16 protein-coding genes are annotated in these 20,341 nt (G+C 45.1%); 5 read left to right on the top strand and 11 right to left on the bottom strand.

Features of this window, described 5'->3' with window-relative positions:
* Positions 1-173 precede the first annotated feature (173 nt).
* Positions 174-1,319 carry a PdaC/SigV domain-containing protein gene (locus J2Z66_RS27360; protein ID WP_209975929.1) on the bottom strand — a complete coding sequence of 382 codons (1,146 nt, stop codon included), beginning with the start codon at positions 1,317-1,319 and terminating at the stop codon, positions 174-176.
* A gap of 259 nt (positions 1,320-1,578) precedes the next feature.
* On the opposite strand from J2Z66_RS27360, the gene J2Z66_RS27365 reads away from it, so the two are divergent.
* The 3 genes from J2Z66_RS27365 to J2Z66_RS27375 all read left to right on the top strand — a co-directional run bounded on the left by J2Z66_RS27365 (position 1,579) and on the right by J2Z66_RS27375 (position 3,663).
* Positions 1,579-2,106, top strand: coding sequence for a DUF6141 family protein (locus J2Z66_RS27365; protein ID WP_209976043.1), 528 nt, complete (start codon positions 1,579-1,581; stop codon positions 2,104-2,106).
* A gap of 91 nt (positions 2,107-2,197) precedes the next feature.
* The gene (locus J2Z66_RS27370; protein WP_209975930.1) at positions 2,198-2,887 is read left to right on the top strand and encodes an HAD family hydrolase; all 690 of its coding nucleotides are present in this window, start codon (positions 2,198-2,200) and stop codon (positions 2,885-2,887) included.
* Positions 2,884-3,663, top strand: coding sequence for a Cof-type HAD-IIB family hydrolase (locus tag J2Z66_RS27375; protein WP_209975931.1), 780 nt, complete (start codon positions 2,884-2,886; stop codon positions 3,661-3,663). Before J2Z66_RS27370 ends, J2Z66_RS27375 begins: the two co-directional genes overlap by 4 nt.
* A 299-nt stretch (positions 3,664-3,962) precedes the next feature.
* On the opposite strand, the gene J2Z66_RS27380 is transcribed toward J2Z66_RS27375, so the two are convergent.
* Positions 3,963-4,535, bottom strand: a complete 573-nt coding sequence (locus tag J2Z66_RS27380) for a beta-class carbonic anhydrase (RefSeq protein ID WP_209976044.1) — start codon at positions 4,533-4,535, stop codon at positions 3,963-3,965.
* Positions 4,536-6,115: 1,580 nt separating this feature from the next.
* Entirely contained in the window at positions 6,116-7,126 is a 1,011-nt protein-coding gene (locus tag J2Z66_RS27385) for a zinc-dependent alcohol dehydrogenase family protein (RefSeq protein ID WP_209975932.1), read from the bottom strand.
* Positions 7,127-7,346: 220 nt separating this feature from the next.
* On the opposite strand from J2Z66_RS27385, the gene J2Z66_RS27390 reads away from it, so the two are divergent.
* Both J2Z66_RS27390 and J2Z66_RS27395 read left to right on the top strand, forming a co-directional pair.
* The gene (locus J2Z66_RS27390) at positions 7,347-8,963 is read left to right on the top strand and encodes a catalase (protein ID WP_245375880.1); all 1,617 of its coding nucleotides are present in this window, start codon (positions 7,347-7,349) and stop codon (positions 8,961-8,963) included.
* A 166-nt stretch (positions 8,964-9,129) separates the two neighbouring features.
* Complete coding sequence (locus J2Z66_RS27395) at positions 9,130-9,363, top strand: hypothetical protein (RefSeq protein WP_209975934.1); 234 nt, start codon at positions 9,130-9,132, stop codon at positions 9,361-9,363.
* Positions 9,364-9,566: 203 nt separating this feature from the next.
* Here J2Z66_RS27395 and J2Z66_RS27400 read toward each other — a convergent pair whose 3' ends face one another.
* From J2Z66_RS27400 to J2Z66_RS27435, 8 genes are all read right to left on the bottom strand, one after another.
* Complete coding sequence (locus J2Z66_RS27400; protein ID WP_209975935.1) at positions 9,567-10,388, bottom strand: copper homeostasis protein CutC; 822 nt, start codon at positions 10,386-10,388, stop codon at positions 9,567-9,569.
* A 156-nt stretch (positions 10,389-10,544) separates the two neighbouring features.
* Positions 10,545-11,555, bottom strand: coding sequence for an asparaginase (locus J2Z66_RS27405; protein WP_209975936.1), 1,011 nt, complete (start codon positions 11,553-11,555; stop codon positions 10,545-10,547).
* 5 nt (positions 11,556-11,560) lie between these two features.
* Positions 11,561-13,549 carry an alpha-amylase family protein gene (locus J2Z66_RS27410; protein ID WP_209975937.1) on the bottom strand — a complete coding sequence of 663 codons (1,989 nt, stop codon included), beginning with the start codon at positions 13,547-13,549 and terminating at the stop codon, positions 11,561-11,563.
* Between the two features lie 44 nt (positions 13,550-13,593).
* Positions 13,594-14,253 carry a carbohydrate ABC transporter permease gene (locus tag J2Z66_RS27415; RefSeq protein ID WP_209975938.1) on the bottom strand — a complete coding sequence of 220 codons (660 nt, stop codon included), beginning with the start codon at positions 14,251-14,253 and terminating at the stop codon, positions 13,594-13,596.
* A gap of 195 nt (positions 14,254-14,448) precedes the next feature.
* Complete coding sequence (locus J2Z66_RS27420; protein WP_209975939.1) at positions 14,449-15,330, bottom strand: carbohydrate ABC transporter permease; 882 nt, start codon at positions 15,328-15,330, stop codon at positions 14,449-14,451.
* A gap of 101 nt (positions 15,331-15,431) precedes the next feature.
* Positions 15,432-16,772, bottom strand: coding sequence for an ABC transporter substrate-binding protein (locus J2Z66_RS27425; RefSeq protein ID WP_209975940.1), 1,341 nt, complete (start codon positions 16,770-16,772; stop codon positions 15,432-15,434).
* 151 nt (positions 16,773-16,923) lie between these two features.
* A complete protein-coding gene (locus J2Z66_RS27430; protein ID WP_209975941.1) occupies positions 16,924-18,519 on the bottom strand; it encodes a response regulator in 1,596 nt (531 codons plus the stop codon).
* Positions 18,516-20,312 carry a sensor histidine kinase gene (locus tag J2Z66_RS27435; RefSeq protein WP_245375881.1) on the bottom strand — a complete coding sequence of 599 codons (1,797 nt, stop codon included), beginning with the start codon at positions 20,310-20,312 and terminating at the stop codon, positions 18,516-18,518. The genes J2Z66_RS27430 and J2Z66_RS27435 overlap by 4 nt, the downstream gene beginning before the upstream one ends.
* Between the last annotated feature and the right edge of the window lie 29 nt (positions 20,313-20,341).

Here is a 20,341-nt window from a genome sequence, read left to right on the forward strand (position 1 = left end):
TTTATTCTATATCGCTTTCTTTATATCGTCAATCTTTTAAGCAAAATGACATACCGGGAACAAATTTGAACAAATCCGGACGAAAAAAAAGGAACTCTAACCACATCAAGGTGGCTAAGCTCCCTTATCTATAACTCTATTACTTTGTAATTTTGCAACTTCATAATTCCTCTTTATTTAAAAGCCTCAAAAGGAATTTCAAATTCAGGCATTCCTGCTGCATAAGGTGTATATTCGTACTGACTGAAGTAGATGGTAATCCCGTTGTGCTTCAGATAGAATTCACGGTCCGGTTCGATTGACTCGAAAGGCTCTAAAAGAGGCAGGTCTGCTGCTGCAATTTGGCTGTTAATAGCTTTGTTGATGATGGATACGTAGTTTGCGTTCCCCTGTGCGGCCTCTTTCAAGGTAATTAGCTCACCCGTACCAAGATCAAATGTGTAAGGAACTCTAGCCGTCATCCCATGGGCTCCGCCAGTGTACATATAATAATCCACATATAGGCTTAATTTGTTGTTTTCATTATAAGTTACTGTATAGGTTCCGTCGTAGATCACTGGAGGCATGGAATAATCTGGATTTTCCGCTTCTATCTCCTCATTACCTTTTACAGCTTGCTCCAAATCAGATCTGCCAGCCTGCGCATGGGTTTCTGCTTCCTTCTTCAAAAAAGTATTGATTTGCTGTTGAACTTCCTCGTTCGCAAAACCAGTCAACTTTGGATAGTGGACAAGCAGTGACATATAGTCGTCTTCTTCCTCAATAGCGGAAGTAGTAATCGCGAGATCATTCTCTTTAATCGTTTGAATACCGACGGTGTGCGATTTTGCATCATAAGAAATGCCATAGCCCATACGCTCTAACAAAAAGCGCAGGGGTAAGTAAGTCGAGCCTTCCTGCTCAATCGCCTCCATGCCATAAATCAGCTGCCCATTAAGCACATATTCATTCAAATATTCGTTATTTAACGAAAGCTCCATTGTCCGTCCCCGGCCTTCCACTGTAACGGTGCGCGTCTCAGGATCCCATCCAGTCTTCAGACCAAGCTGGTCATTGAGGGCGCGAAGCCCAATATATATACTGCCTTCCACATTTGCAGCAGGAAGAACAACGTTCGTTCCATTTATTACAAAAGGCTGTTTAATAACGTTCAGTTTAGCCGCACTTTCGGCATGAGCCTGTCCTATAGGCAATCCAATAGCTGCCGGGGCCATGCTGATGGATAAGGCTACCGTAAGCGCCAGCAAACCTTTTTTGCCAAATTGAATCTGCTTTACCAACGGTCCCGCAGCTTGCAGTGTTTTAAGTTTTATTTTCATATCTCATAATCCCTCCGATTGGAATAGTTAAGTACAGAATACATATGCTCTTGGGTGTCCGCTTAATTGGTTACAATAAATAAAGGACTGCACACAGTTGAATAGGTTTATTATGTACTTACCCCACTTAGACGATGAAGAAGCAATAAAAGTTTGATTTTTAGAAAAGAACGATAAACAGTGGAATTCCGCATAGTAAGAAATGATATAATAAAGGAATAGTGTGTGTCAAAACATTTGATGATAAGGAGTGGTAGCAATAATAAATCAAAATAAAGTTATATATAGAGAAATTCAAAGACCACGACAACTTTTGTTGTGGCTATTGGCCTTACTGGTTACTGTTTTTATGTGGTATGGCTTTATCCAACAAATTATTTTCGGGATTCCACTAGGGAGTAACCCTGCTCCAGATGCGGTTTTGGTTGCTCTTTGGCTTATTTTTGGGATTGCTTTCCCGATAATTATGCTTATATGGATGAAACTGATCATAGAAGTTCGAGATGATGGTCTTTATATTCGATTCATGCCTTTTCACACTCGTTATAGGCAGTTTTTGTATAAGGAAATAACACACTATGAACCTATCATTTACAGTGGATTTGAACGTTTTGGTGGTTGGGGGATTCGTGTAAATTTTAAAGGAGAAACGGCTTATACTATGAATGGGAACCAAGGACTGGAGTTGAAATTAAGAAATAAAACTGTGGTGATTGGTACTCAAAAACCAGAAGAATTAAAAAAGGCAATGGATGCTTTAAACAAATCACAGCCGCCTACATTTTGAAACGTATTAATAGAATCGCTCATTGACAAAAAGAAGATCTTATAGAACAATTACATACAATGTTCAAAGACATCAAGAGAAAGGTGATTCTATGATAAAAGCAGTAGTTTTTGACTTTGACGGACTGATTATAGATACCGAAACGACTTGGTTTGACAGCTATTACGAGGTGCTCTCCTCCTATAATATTGAATTTCCACTCGACGTTTTCAGCCGCTGCATCGGCACACATGGCAGCGAGCTGCAGCTGCACTTGGAGGCATTAACAGGAAATGCGGAAACTACACGAGTCATAGAAACCTCAGTCCTAGAACTCCATAAGACAAAAATGCTTTCAGTGGAAGCACGAGAAGGTGTACGCGACTATCTGGAAGCAGCCAGGCGCCTGGGCTTGCGGATTGGTTTGGCTTCAAGCTCCAATAGACTGTGGATTGACAACTTTCTCGCGGTGCTTGGTCTGAATGAATACTTCGAAGTCATCAAAAGCAGCGATGATGTGGCCCATGTCAAGCCAGATCCCGAATTGTACGTGCAGGCTGTGGAGGCGCTGGGAATTGAACCCTTCGAAGCGCTTGCCTTCGAGGATTCAGTTAACGGCTCGAAAGCAGCCAAAGCCGCTGGTCTTTACTGCGTTATCGTTCCCAACCCCGTAACAGAGAAGCTCGCTTTTGAGAACTACGATATGCGTATCCAATCGATGGGCGATCTGCCGCTAGAAGCTCTTATCCAACAATTGAATGTAGATGGACCAAAGAATTATGAGCAGGAGACTACAGCATGAGCTATAAAATTGCATTTTTCGATATTGATGGTACCTTGGTCAACGAAGATAAAGAAGTACCCGCAGACACAATCGAGGCTATCGCTGAGCTGAAAAGCCGCGGTGTGGAGGTCGTCATCGCCACAGGCCGTGCTCCTTATTTTTTCAAGCCGCTTGCCGAATTGCTAGACATCGATTCCTTCGTCAGCCTGAATGGCGCTTATGTGGTATATCGTGGACAGCCTTTATTTAAAAGGATTATTTCTAGGACAAGCCTAGAAGCTTTGGTGGACCATGCGGCGAAGCATAATCACTCCCTCGTGTTTCAGGGAGGCGACGCGTTCTTCTCCAATTCAGACGCTCATCCCTATGTCATGGAAGCCGTCTCCTCCTTGAAAGTGGACCTCCCCGGGTATGACCCCGATTATTGGAAGAGTGCGGATATTTACCAGGCTTTTCTCCATTGTCAGGAAGAGGACGAGCACTTGTACAACGAGGTTTTTCCAGACCTCCGTTTGATTCGCTGGCATCGCGCGGCTATGGATGTTTTACCGCTTACCGGCTCCAAAGCGCAAGGCCTTGAGGCTATGCTGCAGCATCTGAATTTGTCCCCCGCCGAGGCAGTCGCCTTCGGAGACGGTCTGAACGATAAAGAAATGCTTATGCTGGCTGGACTTGGCATCGCCATGGGGAATTCTCACGAGCAATTAAAGCCCTACGCTGATTATATTACGACTGATGTTGATAAAGGCGGTATCCGCAATGGACTGCTTTATGCAGGCTTGCTTGAGCAATAAAGACGCCTTGCGGCGTCCTTTGATGTGCGAGTTCATAGCTTCGGTGCGTTGCGGAGGAAATCGCTGTGGGTTCCAGCCGCTGTTAAAGATTTGTTCCCTTGAATGAAGTTGATGAGGAGGTAGGAACAAATCTTTAAAGGCAGACGCTACCGCTCTTCCACCCACAGCCATTCCCTCTCTTTAGCTACAATCGCACAAATCACACGAACACCAAGCTCAAACGAACAGCCGGCAAGGGTTTTTCTCTTGGATTGAGGGGATGTCCTAGCTGGCGCACAGTATTTCCAATAAAGAAGAGGTTATGGTTGAGACTTGTAGCTATTGCCATTTTCAATGATGTCTAATGCACCGGTTTCGGGATTAATTACCAAGCCGTGAACTGGAATGTCTTTAGGGATTAACGGATGGTTTCGGATCACTTCAACACTCTGGCGAACGCTTTCCGAAACAGAATCAAACCCGCGCAGCCAATCCTTTATTTTAATGCCGGAATAATTCAAGGTGGAGATCGTTTGTTCAGAAATACCTCGCTCGATCATCTTTCTGGTTGTTTCAGATGCGTTTACATGGGTCATTCCGCAGTCGTGGTGACCTACAACGCAAACTTCGTGGGCGTTGAGATCATAAATGGCAACAATGATGCTTCGCATAATGCTGCCGAACGGGTGGGAAACAACCGCACCGGCTGTTTTAAGGATTTTGGCATCCCCATTTCGTAAATTCATGGCCTTTGGCAGCAATTCCGTTAGTCTGGTATCCATGCAGGATACAACCACCAGCTTCTTGTCGGGAAGCTTTGACGTTTGATATTGTACATATTCCTTATTTTTGACGAACCTTTTGTTGTAATCGATCATTTCATCTAAGAACATTGCTAACCATTCCTTTCCCATTTAAACATTATCTTGGCTACTTGTTCAAGTCACAGGATATGCCGTAAAGGTAACTCATGCAGCAGGTGACTATAGAGCCGATTTTGAAATTGTTCTTGTTGCTTAGTTTAGCTTTTTCGTCTGGCCATTAAAATTCGTCCTTTGTGCATTTTATCATTAATAAAAAATTCAATAAAGTCCTTTACGGCTTCAACGTTGATTTTCTTATCCATTGATCAAGTTGAATGCCCTGACTGTGAGATTTGGTATGAAGTAAAACTACCACCTCTACCAACCGTGTTGACTTCATCGGGGACTTAAAACAAAAGACTTCTTTCCATTCTTCGTAGGTTTTAACAAAAGCTCCGTCGATTTCTATCTTTGGACGACCAAATTTAACCCCAATTCCCTTAGCAACCTCAATGCCCTCTGATTGACGCTGGCGGTTCTTTTACGCTCCTGTTCTGCTACATACGCTAGAAGGCTCGAAAATTTGATCTCATGGACTGGAAGCCGCGTTGCGATTGGGCAGGATACGATATCCGGGAGAGTTCCAGATTAATAGCATAAGTCCAAGCCAATATATTAACCAATTCATACACTGTTACTATCTTATGTTTAGGAGAGTGAAAGGGATGGGATTAATATTTAATCGAAATGTTAGAGTTACTTTTTTCTCGGGTTTTAACTTTACTAGAAGAAGTCTAACATTTAGACGAGGCGTGGCCGTTTCAAATCTGGGATTATTCGGTTTTAACAACATCATCTCCAGTTTTCGGCTAAGAAATGTTATAATTCCTAGTCAAGTTACGTTAGTTCTGTTTTCAGGCCGTAACTTTACAGGGAATTTTCGAATTTTCCGTGGTAGCCAGAACATTTCAGACTTACGAGCTTTTAACTTTAACAATGTAACCTCGTCGTTTATTCTGGTTGGATTCCGGATAACAACTTCTCAGATTCGTACCATTCAAAGCACAGGCAGAATGCCAAGCGACATTTCCAAATTATAGACTAAAGGAACACTGGAAAAGTACCTAGAAATGGCCCTATAATCCATTTTCTTTTTCTTGGTCGAAGATTAGGGGGAAGTGGTAAAATAGGGCCTTTCTGTCTGTGTGGCGCCTTATCGCTTTTTTGAAGGCAACAGCGGGTAGCATGCACACAAAATAATGGTTTTTGTACAGATGTCCTTTGCAGAGCACCAAAAAAGACCTCAAAAACTAGGAACGGATATATAAATTAATGGAATAATCAAGTCCCCATAGAGGGTCCGCTCATCATCGGCGGTTCCTTTTTCTTTTCGGAACAGGATTGAAGGGAGCAAGGTTATCAATGAGCACAGCTGGCAAAGCAGAAATCTTCAAAATGTTAGGACTCCTTAACGTACGAATTATGAGCTGCCTATCTTTCGCTATTTTGACAGACTGGTCCTTTACTGTTTTGCCGGTTTATAACTTTCCTGCATTACCGATTTACTACTTTACCATTGCAAACCAGCAATATGCCAATTGAAAATATGTACTTCAGGCTTCCATAAATAAAAGAGCCACTCTAGCTGCGGCTCCATTGCTTTTCGAACATTATTGGATTTTAATCTGCACCTTCAAATCCTCAGGATCTCTGGGCTGAACAAAGAAATCAACCGCTTCTTCCAAGGATATGGTTTTAGAAATCAATGGTTTCACTTCGACTCTTTTTTCATTTAACCACTGAAAGGCTGGCAAAAAGGTGTTATTAGTAGCCATGGAACCCATGATTGTCCAATCATTTTTAAATAGCTTGAAGGGTTCAATCTGAATCTGATCATGCATAGCTGTCACACCGAACTGCAAATATTTAGCGGTTTGCCCCATGTAATCCAAAGCCTGCTCAATGATCTTAGGTATTCCCGTCGCATCAATGACGATATCAAATCCATTCGAGCCCTTACAGTCACCAAGCTCCGCGTCCAAATTTCTACTTTCTACCGCCTTGGTCGCCCCATACTTCATAGCCACATCAAGCTTAGCCTTTGAAATATCAACAACCACTAATTCCGAAGCTCCTGAACGGGCAATCGACTGGATTAATTGCTGACCCATTGCGCCTGCCCCAAACAAAAGAACCCGATCGCCAATTTTAATTTGCAGACGATTTAAACCATGGACGACACAAGCCATTGGCTCTATAAAAGCTGCCGTTTCAAAATCCATGCTATCAGGCAATTTAACAGCCAAGCGGGCCGGAACCACAACAAATTCTGCCATCGCACCATTCAGTGTCACGCCAACAGCATTCCAATTTTCGCACATATTTGGTCTTTGTGTGAGACAAAACCGGCACGCATTACAGCTAATATTAGGCTCTGCGCTGACCCGCTCTCCGATCTCCCAGGCTGTAACCCCTTCACCAATTTCAAAAACCGTCCCCGAAAACTCATGTCCCGGAATAATCGGAAATGGAGAAACATACTCCCCTCTAAAAATATGAATATCCGTCCCGCAGATTCCTATATGTTCAACCTTAACGGTAATTTCACCAGGTCCCGGCTTTGGATAAGGCACCTCTTTGATGACTGCCTGATTAGGCCCTTCGATAACCAATGCTTTCATAGCTATTCTTCCTCCTCATCCCAATTGCATATTATTTAATCAGACTGCCCGCCAACTTGGACGCACTCCACGCAATGCTTATGCGAGTTCCCCTTATCTTATCATACCAGCGGTTCCTGAAATAAATCCAATAAACGGGAAAGAAAAGAATACTTAAATGAATATTGTGGAAATATACAACTGACGAACACACACATACATATAAAGGATGATATGGAAAATGAATGAGAATGACATCACTTCCCAGAGTGAGGAAGAAATGATACTGACAAATCGTCAGGGGCACCCCATTGGCAACAATCAAAGCATGCGTACGGTAGGCAGCCGTGGCCCTGCTACCCTCGAGAACTACGAATTTATTGAAAAGATTACCCATTTTGATCGCGAACGCATTCCTGAACGTGTAGTTCATGCGCGTGGGGCAGGCGCTCACGGATATTTCGAGACCTACGGAACGGTCGGCGATGAGCCAATCGGGAAATACACCCGTGCCCGTTTGTTTCAGGAGAAGGGCAAGCAGACCCCGGTCTTTGTGCGTTTTTCATCAGTTATTCACGGCAGCCATTCTCCGGAAACACTTAGAGATCCACGCGGCTTTGCCGTTAAATTTTATACTGAGGACGGAAATTGGGATCTTGTTGGCAACAATTTGAAAGTATTTTTTATCCGGGATGCCATCAAGTTTCCTGATCTTATCCACGCTTTCAAGCCTGATCCGGTTACGAACATTCAAGATGGCGAGCGTATTTTTGATTTTATTATGCACACACCAGAAGCGTTAATGATGATCACCTTCTTGTTCTCGCCTTGGGGAATTCCAGCCAACTTCCGGCAAATGCAGGGCTCGGGCGTCAATACTTACAAATGGGTAAATGCGCAAGGGGAAGCCGTGCTTATCAAGTATCATTGGGAGCCCAAGCAAGGAATCAAAAACTTGACCCAAAAGGAAGCAGAGGATATCCAAGGGAAAAACTTTAATCATGCGACTCAAGATTTGTATCAGGCTATCGAATCGGGAAAATTCCCTGAATGGGAGCTTTGTGTGCAAATCATGAGTGATGATGAACATCCGGAGCTCGACTTCGATCCCCTTGATGACACGAAGCTGTGGCCACCGGACAAATTTCCTTTCCTGCCTGTAGGCCGTATGGTCCTGAACCGCAACCCGGAAAATTACTTCGCAGAGGTAGAGCAGGCAGCCTTCGGAACTGGAGTTCTGGTCGACGGGCTTGACTTCTCAGACGACAAAATGCTGCAGGGACGCACGCTTTCTTATTCTGATACTCAGAGGTACCGGGTAGGACCGAATTATTTACAGCTGCCTATCAACGCGCCGAAAAAGTATGCAGCCACGAACCAGCGCGATGGCCAAATGACTTACCGGGTGGACGGAGCCCCTGGACAAAACCCTCACATCAACTACGAACCGTCCTCGTTAGGCGGCTTAAAGGAAGCCAAGAAGCCGGGCAAAGAGCACACGCCTCTTATAGAGGGCAATCTGGTGAGGCAAACCATTGAGCGTACGAATGATTTCAAGTATGCCGGGGAGCGATATCGGGAGTTCGAGGACTGGGAGCGAGACGATCTGATTCTCAATCTTGTAAATACGCTTCAAACCTGCAGCCCCCACATTCAACAAAAAATGACACAATTGTTCACTAAATGTGATCCGGACTACGGCAAGAGGGTTGCTGAGGGCTTGGGGCTAATAGACGGAATACAGTCAGGTAACGTGAACACTGCTGATACTGAATTCGGTGGACCCCTGGGATCGACGCAAACTAGCGAAGCCGTCCAGGAGGCGGAACGGTCAGGCCACCCAGCCAAACCTTATTAACTTGAATAACTCAACCAAACTATCGTTTTGGAGGACACTGACTTAATAACTCAGTGTCTTTATGTTTTTAGAGAGAGCATAAATCAACTTAGTAGATTCCTTGATAGAACACTTCAAATACACATCAAATCGTTTATGCGAATACATGCAGCAGGAGGTGGAAAGTATGTCTAAGCACTATGGTGTAGTCATTTTGCGTTTTGACAGTGGTGATTATCAATATGTATCCAGCTCTCACGCTGGTTATGTCCCGTCGGAATGCATTGCCTTGCTTCAAACCGGTATAAATGGCCAAGCGGCTGAGATCATAAACTACTTAACTGAACACAAATTTAAAATCAAAGCTTTTAACCCAATTGGAATAGACGATCTTATTTATACTTTGGTCAGGGAATCTTAACCTTAACATGTAACACGCACAAACTCTTATTATCTCACTGGTCAAGCCCACACTCCTCAAAAGCATAACCCATCTAAATCAAAAGCTGACACCCCGTTGAACACGGGAGCCAGCTTTTTTTTTCGATTTTGCAAAGCGGGGTCATCACCCTGTCCCCTACTAGCTGCCCTTTGGGTATCGATTGAATGATAGTTGAACAGCCTCTACCTATCCAGGTTTGCAACCAAGGCTTTCTTAATTGCACAGACTTTACCGCTATCAACGGCATCCATGATACCGCGAGGTCCATGGACTGCGCTGCCAAAATGGATTTCACGGACGCCAGTTTCCCGGAATAACGCCGGCAGCGCTTCAAGCGTCAATCCGCTGCCAGCCAGTATGGCCACGTGTGAGCCTTGGCTCAGTTCCACCAGACGGCGCAGCTGAGGAAAGGCATCAAGCGCCGAAGGCTTGCCGCCAGACGTAAGCACCCTGCGGATGGCAGGGTAACGCGTCAGCGTTTCATAAGCCTTTTCCTGATCAGCTACCTCGTCGAAGGCACGGTGAAACGTGATATCCATCTCCCCAGCCTCCTCCAGCAGCGTTTGCAGCACATCCGTGTCAATCTTGTGGTCGCGTGTCAAACAGCCCAGCACGATACCGATACGCGAAAGGGACACATTGTCCATTGCGTAAATATCGGTGTCGCTTATATTTTCGCTCGCGTTCCCATGCCCGCTCTGACTGCTGCATAAATTCCCTTGAGCATTCCAAATGTTTTGAATTCCCTTGATGGCACGGATATCGCTGAGCATCGTCTTTACATCCGCTGCGTTGTAGCAGAATGATTGGCTGTGCGGACGAACCATGACCTGCACAGGAATCGTCGTCGAGCAGGCGACCTGCGCAATAAGCCCATAGCTTGGGGTCAATCCGCCTTCTGCCAGCCCGGTCACAAGCTCGATGCGGTCTGCGCCACCCTCTGCTGCAGCCAGTGCATCCGTCAACGTAGTTGCAATCACTTCCAGACTTACTTCTAGGCTCATACGCTGCCGCCTCCCCTTAAGTATGGTTTGCTTTGCTGTTTGCTTTGCTGTTTGCTTTGCTGTTTGCTTTGCTGCCCGGTGATTGCTTCCCGATGCTTGCTTCTCGGTGATTGCTTCTCCTGCTTTGCTTCTCGGTGCCTTACTATCCGCACAGGACTAAACCGTCTTCAGTTCAAATACGGTCTCGTTGCGCCCAACCAGCTTGTTATTATCATTCCTAATATCAACCGGGTACAACGTGTACAGCCGGTCAATCGTTTCTTTCCGGCGATAGCCGATCTGCTCCAGAATAGAAGCAACAATAAGCGGCCATTCATCCTCCGAGCCATCCATCACCTTCAGTGCAAAGCCAAGCCGTTCCTCACGAAGCCCGAAGCAGTACACACCTTTCGCGCCGCCCTTGGCCACTATGTTATTATCCGCAAGCAGCTCCGGGCAAATCAAACCCGTTCCGGATATCATCCGGTTGTTGCGGTGCATCACACCCGAAATCTTCTCGACAGCCGTACGAACAGCTGGATCGGCAATTAAATCCGGACAGGCCAGCTTCAAATAAGCAGCCGCCAGATTTTGCAGCGGAATAGCTGCAACCGGGAAGCCACAGCCATCCGTTCCGACTGTGATTTCATCCTGCCGCATATCGGCCATCATCGCCATCGTACGCAATATTTCCTGCTGTACCGGGTGTTCTTGATGCCAATAATCTTCCGTGCTGTATCCCATTTTCCGGCATAGCGCCAGCACACCCAGATGCTTACCCGAGCAATTATGGTAAATTCGCCGTTCCTGTCCTGCACGGGCGATCAGTTCATGTCTGGCAGATGCGCTCAGCGGATATGTCGGATGGCAGACTAACTGCTCCTCGCGCACACCCGTTTTCAGCATCATCGACTCCAATGCCGCTACGTGGATAGGCTCAGCTCTATGCGATGCTGCCATCATGGCCACTTCGGGCTCATCGAGCAAATACCGTTCATCCACACCGTGCACAATGGCCGGAATGGCTTGAATCGGCTTGGCCGATGAGCGTAAAAATGTTCGATGCAGCGGATTACCAACCGCATATTTCACTTCTCCGTTTGGCATGACCCCACATATATGCCCCTCGTGGACATTCTCCAGCGAACCACCGCGGTATTCTTCGACTAATACTTCCGCTTCCGCCATATTCCTTACACCCCATTCGACTCCTCGAAATCAATAACGACCATCTGATGGCATTCCAGCTTAGGGACCACATATTCAATTTTCTGACCGTCTTGTTTAAAAACAATTGGTGTCATCTGTGGGGCCAAATAAACCTGTTTCGCCTGCCGCTTCTCCATAAGTATAGAGACTGAAATATCGTACAAAGGCAATATGTCCTCGATAATCTCAACATCATCTCCCCGCTTCACGGGCGAAGCATATAAAAGGTGATTAATGATTCTGCCTTCCGCCCTCTGCTCCTGCAGAGTGACAATCCCTTGTGCGGGCAGGCTCGTGGTTAATGTTTTTGCGGATAACAGACGGTTCAGAGCGTACACCACAGTTTCTCTCAACACCAAGCTTCCTTTTACCGCGTAATCCTCAAACACATTCCAGGCGATGTAAATACCCTTCTCGCTCTCCACCATCCCAGGACCACCATCATTCATACTGCTTGGTGTGTGCTGATGCGAACAGAATGTGAATACATCCCGGTTGAAATAAGGATCTTCGCGCCGGCCCAGCTCTGTTCCGCCATTCAAGGCAATCTTCTGCCCTTTCGCATAAAAAATAAAAGAGGAGTCGCCCAGATTAGGCAGTGGAAATGCAGGCCTGAAGTAATCCGGCTGGTACGGATTTTCCATCATATGCGTTACACCCAAGTCGATCACAAACTCGTTCTCTTCAGGATTCAAGCCAGATTTCCCCGTTGCCAGCACTTTACCGCCATGCTGAAAGAACTCATCAAGCTTAGCCTTCAGCCTGTCAGAAATCACGATTTGGTCTGGCAAAACGATCACTTTATAAGAATTGAAATTGGTTTCCAAATCCACAACGTCAAACAAAAATTTGCCTTCCAGCAGCATCCGCACCGCGCCTGCATCCGCCCGCCCGGTATACATCGCACTGTCCATATTCCCTACGCCGGCTGCTTCAGCTGTCAGAAGAGCAACATCCGCAACATTAACCGTGTCCGTAATCCACGCCTCTTTCTGCTCCACTTCCGCATAAGCTGCGCCAATCAGCTCATACGTTCCCGAATCCATAAATCCTTCCGGATGCAGCTGATCTCCGATCGAGCAGCGGGCTCCATTCGCCAAGCTTAGAGCCGTTTCATAACGCAGAGCGTTGGGATGCTTATATCCGCCGAATTCCCCCCAGAACGTATGGAACTTCCCGGTCATTCCAAGGAAATCCATGCCGAGCAGCTGGGCATAACGGGCCGAAAGCGGGAAATGATCGTAGCCCCATCCGCCTGTAGGTAAAGACTCCAGCTCCAGATGTGAGTTCATCGCCGCCAAATCACGACGCCCCTGCGAAATATGTCCTGCATTATGAAAAATCGCCATCCCCGGTTTAATCGCATGAACCGCTTCCCGGATCCGTCTCGTATAGTTTGCATAAATACGCTCGCCCTGAGCGACAACATCGCTTTTGCTGCGGGGATCCTTGCCTTCTGCTCTCAGATCAGCCACACATGTATGGCAATAACAGGTACGGACCCCTACGATGTCCAGAAAAATGCCATCTCCATCATATTTGCGCACCGCTTCTTCAACCTGACTAACCATCAAGTCCAAATAAGGAGAGTTCAGGCAAAATTGATGCCAGCCGGCCGTCATAAAGCCTTTTACCCAGTTGGTTTGGTCGTTCTCATCCCGCATCAGCCAGTCTGGATGAACTCGCGCCAGCTTTTCGTCAAAGCCTACTGAAAGATAGACCGGTGTTTTCACACCAATCTCATGAGCAGCTTCAATCTGCGCTCCAAGTAAATCAAAATTAAGGTGGGGATGCATCTCATTCGTTTCCGAAGGGAAATAAGCCCAGCCGTGATGGCACTTGGCGAACACTGTGATCGAATCTACGTGCCCCTTCTTCAGCATGTCTTGAAACTGCTGCTTGGAAAATTGTTTTCCTATATCCTTAATCATCTCTGATGTATGAAAGTCCAAATGTACTTGTCTAAACCGCATCTTCATTTTCTCCCTTCATCTTCAAACCATTCGTTTTCAAACCATTAAGCTTTGACAGCTCCTGAGCTGAGGCCGCCTTCTACTTTTTCCTGGAACAGCAAATACACGATTACGGTTGGAATGATAGTTAGCGAAATACTGGCAAAGGTAGGTCCCATCTGGGCAGATCCCCGTTCCCCTACAAATGACATCAAAGCCATCGAAATATTGTACATATCCCGCTCCGTAATCAGAATTACATTCCATAACAGATCATTATAAATGCTAAAAAACGCCAAAATTCCTGCCGTGGAAATCGCGGGCATAGCTAATGGAGTCAATATTTGAAATAAAAAACGGAAGGGACCGCAGCCATCCATAACAGCGGATTCGTCGATTTCCTTATGAATGCCTTTCATAAATCCGGTAATCAGGAATATCGTCAAAGGCAGCTCAAAGGTGCCGTATAGAACCATCATAACCAGGTAGTTATTAAACCCGCTAATGCTGCCAATCATGCGTGAAATCGGGATAACCAGGGAAAATACCGGGATCATTAAACCAAGAATAAAATAAATATATACAAAACCATTCATTTTCAAATTAAATCTCGATAATACATACGAGGCCATAGTACCTAATACCAGCGTAATAAATGTACCTACTATCGCATATAGGAACGAGTTTAGTACGGCGCTATGAATATGCGCTTCAGTAAATGCCATCTTAAAGTTGCTCCAGAGCCATACGTCTGGCAAGGCAAATATTTTATCACTGTAAATACCCGTGTTGTCTTTAAACGATGAAAGCAATGAAAAAACCAGGGGATAAATCAATATCACCGAACAAATCGCCGCAAAACTATAGATACACAACTTTTTTAGGCTTGTCATTTTTCTTGTATCACCTGCCGTTCTTGATTATCTTGTGCTGCGGGAATTCATCAACTGATTTAATAGGACGGTTGAAACTAACGCGGCAATGATAATAAAGGTTCCTATACTGTTTCCCACACCGAAATTATTATATTTAAACGATTCGTAGTACAGCAGTGTTGTTGGAACATCGGTCGCCCCATTTGGACCGCCATTGGTCATGACAAAAATTTGTCCGAACACCCTTAATGACTGCGTTACAGCCAGAATAGAGAAGATTTTGATCGTTTCCTGCATCAGCGGTATCGTAATATGCAGCAATCTTCTGAAGCCAGTCGCTCCATCCAAAGCTGCTGCCTCATAAAGATCTTCCGGAATGGCTACAAGTCCGCTGGCGAATATAATCATGTTCAGTCCGCAGTAGATCCACGCATTTACGATGACAACCACATAGATCGCTATCGCGGGTTCTCCAAGCCAATCTCTCGTTAGCGAGCTCATGCCTAAAGCCGAAATGACCACATTGACAAGTCCGCCATCTCCTTTTAACAGAAACTGCCACATTAAACCGACAGCTGTAAGCGGAAGAATGGAAGGCATGAAAAAAGCCACCTTGAAGAACCGTTTCCCTTTCAGCTTGCTTGTAATAATAAGGGCAAATGTAAAAGCGATCGGCAGAATAAGAACAAAGGAGGACAGAATAAATACCCCAATATTTTTTAAGGAGCGGTAAAATTCCGGCTTATGAAACATCTCCACATAATTTTGCCAGCCTACAAACTTTAAGGGCACACTCTGAATGCCATTCCAGCTGAAAAAAGACATGTAAGCCGTTTGGAACATAGGAATGACGTAAACAAGTGAGTACAACAAAAATGCAGGCAGCAAAAATGCCGCTGCAATAAGATAGGGTCTTCTGTTCACCACATAACTCCCTCCATCTAGAAAGCGAATAATCCGAATGCGAGACATAAACTTTACATCAAACCGCCTGAAGAAGGGCGGTTTGATGCAGGCTTACGTTCGGCTTACTTGGAGTTGGAATCCACAAAGTTTTGGATTGCATCCCCGGTTTTTTGCGCACTGTTGCCGGCAAACATACCTTGAATTTCATTGCGGGCTTTATCCAACAGCTGCGTAATTGGGCTGTACTCGGAGATTTCGCCTTTGAAATCAGAAGCCGTATCAAGAGCTTCCATGTATTGAATCGTAATAGGATCTACAGCAGTCGTATCTACATCCATTTTAACCGGGTAAACGCCGCCGCCAGTTTCCTTCAGATATTTCTGGAACGCCTCAACCGAGGTCAAATATTTAACCAATTTGATCGTTGCCTCTTGCTTCGCGCCGGTAGCCGCTTTGGATACCGAATATCCGCCTGCTCCGCCAAACCAGTTGTCTTTGAGCTCAGGCTTGTCTTTGTAGCCCGGGAATGTGATGACACCAATCTTGTCAGCTATCGGCGAAGCCGCCATTTGTGACAGTGCCCACACACCTTCAAAGAGCATGGCGCTTTTTTCTTCAAAAAACATCGTTGTTGCTGTATTTCCGTCCATAGTGACAATGTTTTTGCCGAAAACTCCGGCATCCTGCCAATCCTTCATCGTCTGCAGCAAAGAAACCATATCCGGATCATTCCATTTCGCAGTACCGCTCATCAGATCCTGAGTTTTCTGGAAGCCGTATTTCTTCAGAGCCAGGTTCGTGATCAAGTGACCTCCGCGGAAGTTTTCCTTCTCTCCCATAGCCATTGGCACTGCATTGATGGCCTTGAACTTTTCAGCCAGTGCGGGAATTTCCTCTATTGTTTTCGGTGCTTCTACGCCAGCTTTTTTGAACATTTCCTTATTATAATAAACAGCTACACTGTAAAATTCAGTTGGGACACCAAATGTACCCGGCACATCCTTGTACTGCCATGTACCCAGCAGGGGCAGAAAGTCTCCGGACCATTTCTTATCTGCATCCAGGAACGGCTGCAAATCCAAGGCCACATTTTTGGCATATTCCTTAAACGATTCCCCGCCATAGTTCATCCAAATCTCCGGCAGATTTCCAGTAGCCAAGCCTGTTTTGAATTTATTATTAAAAGCAGCTTCATCGTTCAACGATTCATCTACGACTGTAATATTCGGATTTTCATCCATAAAATTTTTCAACAAGCCTTGATAGGCAGCTACTGTCGGGCTTGTACCTGCGGTTCTGGTCATAATTCTTATAGTTACCTTCTCATCCTTGCTGCCCGCGGTTTGTGTGGGCCCAGGAGTAGCGTTGTTGTCTTTATTATCTTTAGAGCTTCCACAGCCTGCCAATATAGTTGCCATGACAAGGATAGTAACGAGAATGAATGACAGTGTTTTCTTGGTCACGATGAGTTGCCTCCCCTTTTTGAATGCGGATACAATGGTTGTACGTTGATTGTCGGCCCGACATACCCTTATTATAAGGACGGGGAGCGCCACATGACATGCAAATTCTTTACTGCAGGGGGAAAATTTTTAACATGTATGCCCTATACCTTTATTCAGATGCCATAAATTGAGAAGGAGATATGCTGTATTGCTTTTTAAAACATTTGCTGAAATAATTCGTGTCCTTATAACCCACTGATTCTGCGATAAAATACAAGTTCACGCAGCCTTGCTCCATTAAATTCTTAGCTTTCCCCATCCTGCATTTCGTTAAATATTCGACAACAGAATAGCCCGACTCATGCTTGAAAATACGGCTCAAATAGCTTGGATTAACGAAGATGCTCCCGGCAATTTCGCTTAAATCCAGCTCGGCATCGGCATAATGACTATCGATATACTGCTTCGCCTTTTCCACCAGCTTAGCCGGGGTCGACTGCTTCAAGCTGCTTGCCTGAAACAATACGGTACGGTAAATCTCCTGGACCCAAAGCTCAATCGCCTCCATGGTTTCCAGCTCGTCCACAATCTGGGCCGGATTGAAGGATTCGCTGATGGCACGGTTCAAATCGATTTTATTTTCTGCAGCAAAAATATTTAAAGTAACTATAAGCTCATACAGGGTCAAATAAAGCTTATCAATGGACTCCTTATGCTCCACGATCGCAGCAAATCGTTTGTGCAGCTCCATTTCCACCGCTTCAGCATTACCCAGCCGCAATTGTATGATCATATCCTCACGGTTGTAGGCGAATCCTGCGGACAGCTTCTTGTCTGGCAGCGCCGTATAGCGGATAATCTTATCGCCGCCATAAATGGTTTTATATTTACAAGCTATAATCGATTCTTTATAAGAAGCTGCTGCATCCGTGAAGCTCTGAACCACAGATCCGACTCCGGCTGTCACCGTAAACTTCAAGTGCTTGCTGACGGCACGAGCCGCGTCCAGACATGTTTTCAACAAATAACCAAGCTCTACCTCAGCACGGTCTATTTCTTTGATAGAGAGAATTAAAATAATTCTATTTTCATCGTCATAGGTAATTTCGAAATGCTTAACTTCACCCGTAACGAAAATCTCATTAAAAATATTGGACACAGCAAACCGCTTCCAGATGAATTTGTCATCAGCCTTCGTTTTATCGATACTAACGGCAATCACAAACAACGCACCCTCCCGTAAATGAGGGCAGTACATTTGAAATTTATCCTGTTCTAACCTGGAGGCTGTTCCATCCAAATGCGATTGAATAAATTTTCTTCTCAAAATACTATCGCTTTCCACCAAGCTTTGCTGCAGATGTACATTCAGATGCTGTTGCTGTGCCTCCGCCTCAATACGCTGATGCAGCTTAGCCAACACTTGCTTCAGCTCGTCCATATTGATCGGCTTCAGCAAATAATCAGAAACCCCGGCTTGCAGGGCTGTTTTCGCATATTCAAAGCTGCTGTAGCCTGTCAGGATGATGATTTTTACCCCGGGATGCTTGCTCTGGACCGTTTGGGCGAATTCCAGACCGTCAATGATCGGCATATTGATATCTACAATCGCCAGCTGTGCCGGAATATGCTCCAGCATCATAAGGGCATCTTCACCATTGGCAGCTTCCCCGGCTATTTCATAGCCAAGCTCGCTCCATTCCACGCACTGCTTCAATCTTTCCCTGACCAAATACTCATCATCGACAATTAGCACCTTGATCATTCTGCATCACCGCCCGTTTCTAAAGTTGGCAATGTTATCTTAACCGTCGTACCTGCTCCATACTCACTTTGAATGTGCAGGCCGTATGCCGCTCCAAAATAAAGCTTGATCCGCTCATCTGTTATTTTCAGCCCAAAGCTTTTCTTCTTATAGTCAGCTTCCCCGATGTTGAATAGGTTATCCACCTGTTCCTGCTTCATACCGACCCCGTTATCAATGACATAAAGAACGACATGCCCGCCCTCAATCCTTCCTTTGACGCAGATATGACCTTTTCCCCGCTTATTCTTTAGCCCGTGATAAATGGAATTTTCCACGAGCGGCTGCAGCAGCAGCTTGATGGATTTGTACTTATAAACATTTGGATCGAAATCGAAGGTGTAGGCAATCTGATCTCCGTAACGAATCTTCAAAATGCCTAAATACGTTTGCGTTATAAGAATTTCATCTTCTATGGATATAACAGGACTTCCTTTGCTGAGCACTCCGCGATAGAACAGCGCCAGCTGATTCACAACCTTCACTACATCCTCATTTCTTTTCAGATCAGCCAAGCCGCAAATACTTTCGAGCGTGTTATATAAAAAGTGCGGATTGATTTGCGACTGCATAACCGCGAGCTCGTATTCCTTCTTCTTCTTTTGTTCCTCAATGATATTTTCCATAAGCATCTTGGTGTTGCCAACCATCTTGTTGAACTCTTTGGCCAAGGCCCCGATTTCATCCCGCGATTTAATATCGAGCCGGACATCGAGGTTTCCTTCCTGTACGTCCTTTACGGTCCGTTTAATTGTATTTAAAGGCTTCGTGATCGATTTGGCAATCAAAATAGTAAGAATCACCGCCGCCAGCACAAAAATAGCACCAATCCCAAAAAACCTTCTGGTCAGAATCTGATTATCTTTCGTAATTTCATAAATCGGGACCATGCCGATGATCACCCAGTCAAACCGCGGATAGCTTCGCGATACAACGAGTACATCCTTCCCATCCATATGAAAAACTTTTCCGCCTTCATGGCTCTGCACCCAAGGAAAATAGATATCCTTGCTTATGGAAGTATACAGCTTGTCCTTACGGGGATCCGAAGCAACCCTGCCATTTTTATTGACAATAAACAGGTTTCCGCTGGCACCTATATCAATATCCGCATATTGATCAGCTATATATTTTTCATCGATCGATAGCTGGAGCAGACCAAGGGGGACCCCTGTTCTCGCTGAATTGAATTTCTGAAATAAAGAGATCACATTGCGCCCCTCATTAACTTTCAAATAGTTACTTGCTTCCGTATCCTCCCAAACAAGCCCATAAAATGAGTTGGCAAATTTATTAAAATATAGCTCGCTTATATTCGTAATACTTCCGAGACTTCCGGAGTCATATATCTGCTTGTTGTGGTCATACAGGATCAAGGCATCGACAAACGTCTTCGAATCCGCAATATTACGCAGAGCTTCCTGTACTGCGAAGTACTTATTATAATTTTCTAGCGGATTATCAGTGGGCGGCTCGCTGACAATTTGCTGAATCGTGTTGTTCGTTATGGCAATCTGGGAATAATTTTCTGCATTCTCGAAAATAATTTCTAATTTTTCCGTAACCAATCTTAAATTTTGCGCTGTGTTTTCAACAGCCTTGCCAATCAAAATCGACGATGATATCCGATAGGTGAAGATGGCCAGCAAAATGATCAGCAGGGATAATGCGAACATAAACGCCAGTGTAATTTTCTTATTAATGGACAAAGAATAGTAATAGTCCAGAACATTAACCTTGATTTTCTTCAACATGCTTGCTTCACCTCCCCCTTAGTGTACAA

The organism is Paenibacillus eucommiae, from assembly GCF_017874215.1.
Classification (GTDB): domain Bacteria; phylum Bacillota; class Bacilli; order Paenibacillales; family NBRC-103111; genus Paenibacillus_AI; species Paenibacillus_AI eucommiae.

What these genes read in the sequence shown, in the direction of transcription:
- J2Z66_RS27400 (WP_209975935.1), bottom strand. Translation starts at nt 10,388, where the DNA reads ATGAGCCTAGAAGTAAGTCTGGAAGTGATTGCAACTACGTTGACGGAT.
- J2Z66_RS27430 (WP_209975941.1), bottom strand. Translation starts at nt 18,519, where the DNA reads ATGATCAAGGTGCTAATTGTCGATGATGAGTATTTGGTCAGGGAAAGA.
- J2Z66_RS27405 (WP_209975936.1), bottom strand. Translation starts at nt 11,555, where the DNA reads ATGGCGGAAGCGGAAGTATTAGTCGAAGAATACCGCGGTGGTTCGCTG.
- J2Z66_RS27360 (WP_209975929.1), bottom strand. Translation starts at nt 1,319, where the DNA reads ATGAAAATAAAACTTAAAACACTGCAAGCTGCGGGACCGTTGGTAAAG.
- J2Z66_RS27385 (WP_209975932.1), bottom strand. Translation starts at nt 7,126, where the DNA reads ATGAAAGCATTGGTTATCGAAGGGCCTAATCAGGCAGTCATCAAAGAG.
- J2Z66_RS27415 (WP_209975938.1), bottom strand. Translation starts at nt 14,253, where the DNA reads ATGGCATTTACTGAAGCGCATATTCATAGCGCCGTACTAAACTCGTTC.
- J2Z66_RS27410 (WP_209975937.1), bottom strand. Translation starts at nt 13,549, where the DNA reads ATGCGGTTTAGACAAGTACATTTGGACTTTCATACATCAGAGATGATT.
- J2Z66_RS27380 (WP_209976044.1), bottom strand. Translation starts at nt 4,535, where the DNA reads ATGTTCTTAGATGAAATGATCGATTACAACAAAAGGTTCGTCAAAAAT.
- J2Z66_RS27435 (WP_245375881.1), bottom strand. Translation starts at nt 20,312, where the DNA reads ATGTTGAAGAAAATCAAGGTTAATGTTCTGGACTATTACTATTCTTTG.
- J2Z66_RS27375 (WP_209975931.1), top strand. Translation starts at nt 2,884, where the DNA reads ATGAGCTATAAAATTGCATTTTTCGATATTGATGGTACCTTGGTCAAC.
- J2Z66_RS27370 (WP_209975930.1), top strand. Translation starts at nt 2,198, where the DNA reads ATGATAAAAGCAGTAGTTTTTGACTTTGACGGACTGATTATAGATACC.
- J2Z66_RS27390 (WP_245375880.1), top strand. Translation starts at nt 7,347, where the DNA reads ATGAATGAGAATGACATCACTTCCCAGAGTGAGGAAGAAATGATACTG.
- J2Z66_RS27395 (WP_209975934.1), top strand. Translation starts at nt 9,130, where the DNA reads ATGTCTAAGCACTATGGTGTAGTCATTTTGCGTTTTGACAGTGGTGAT.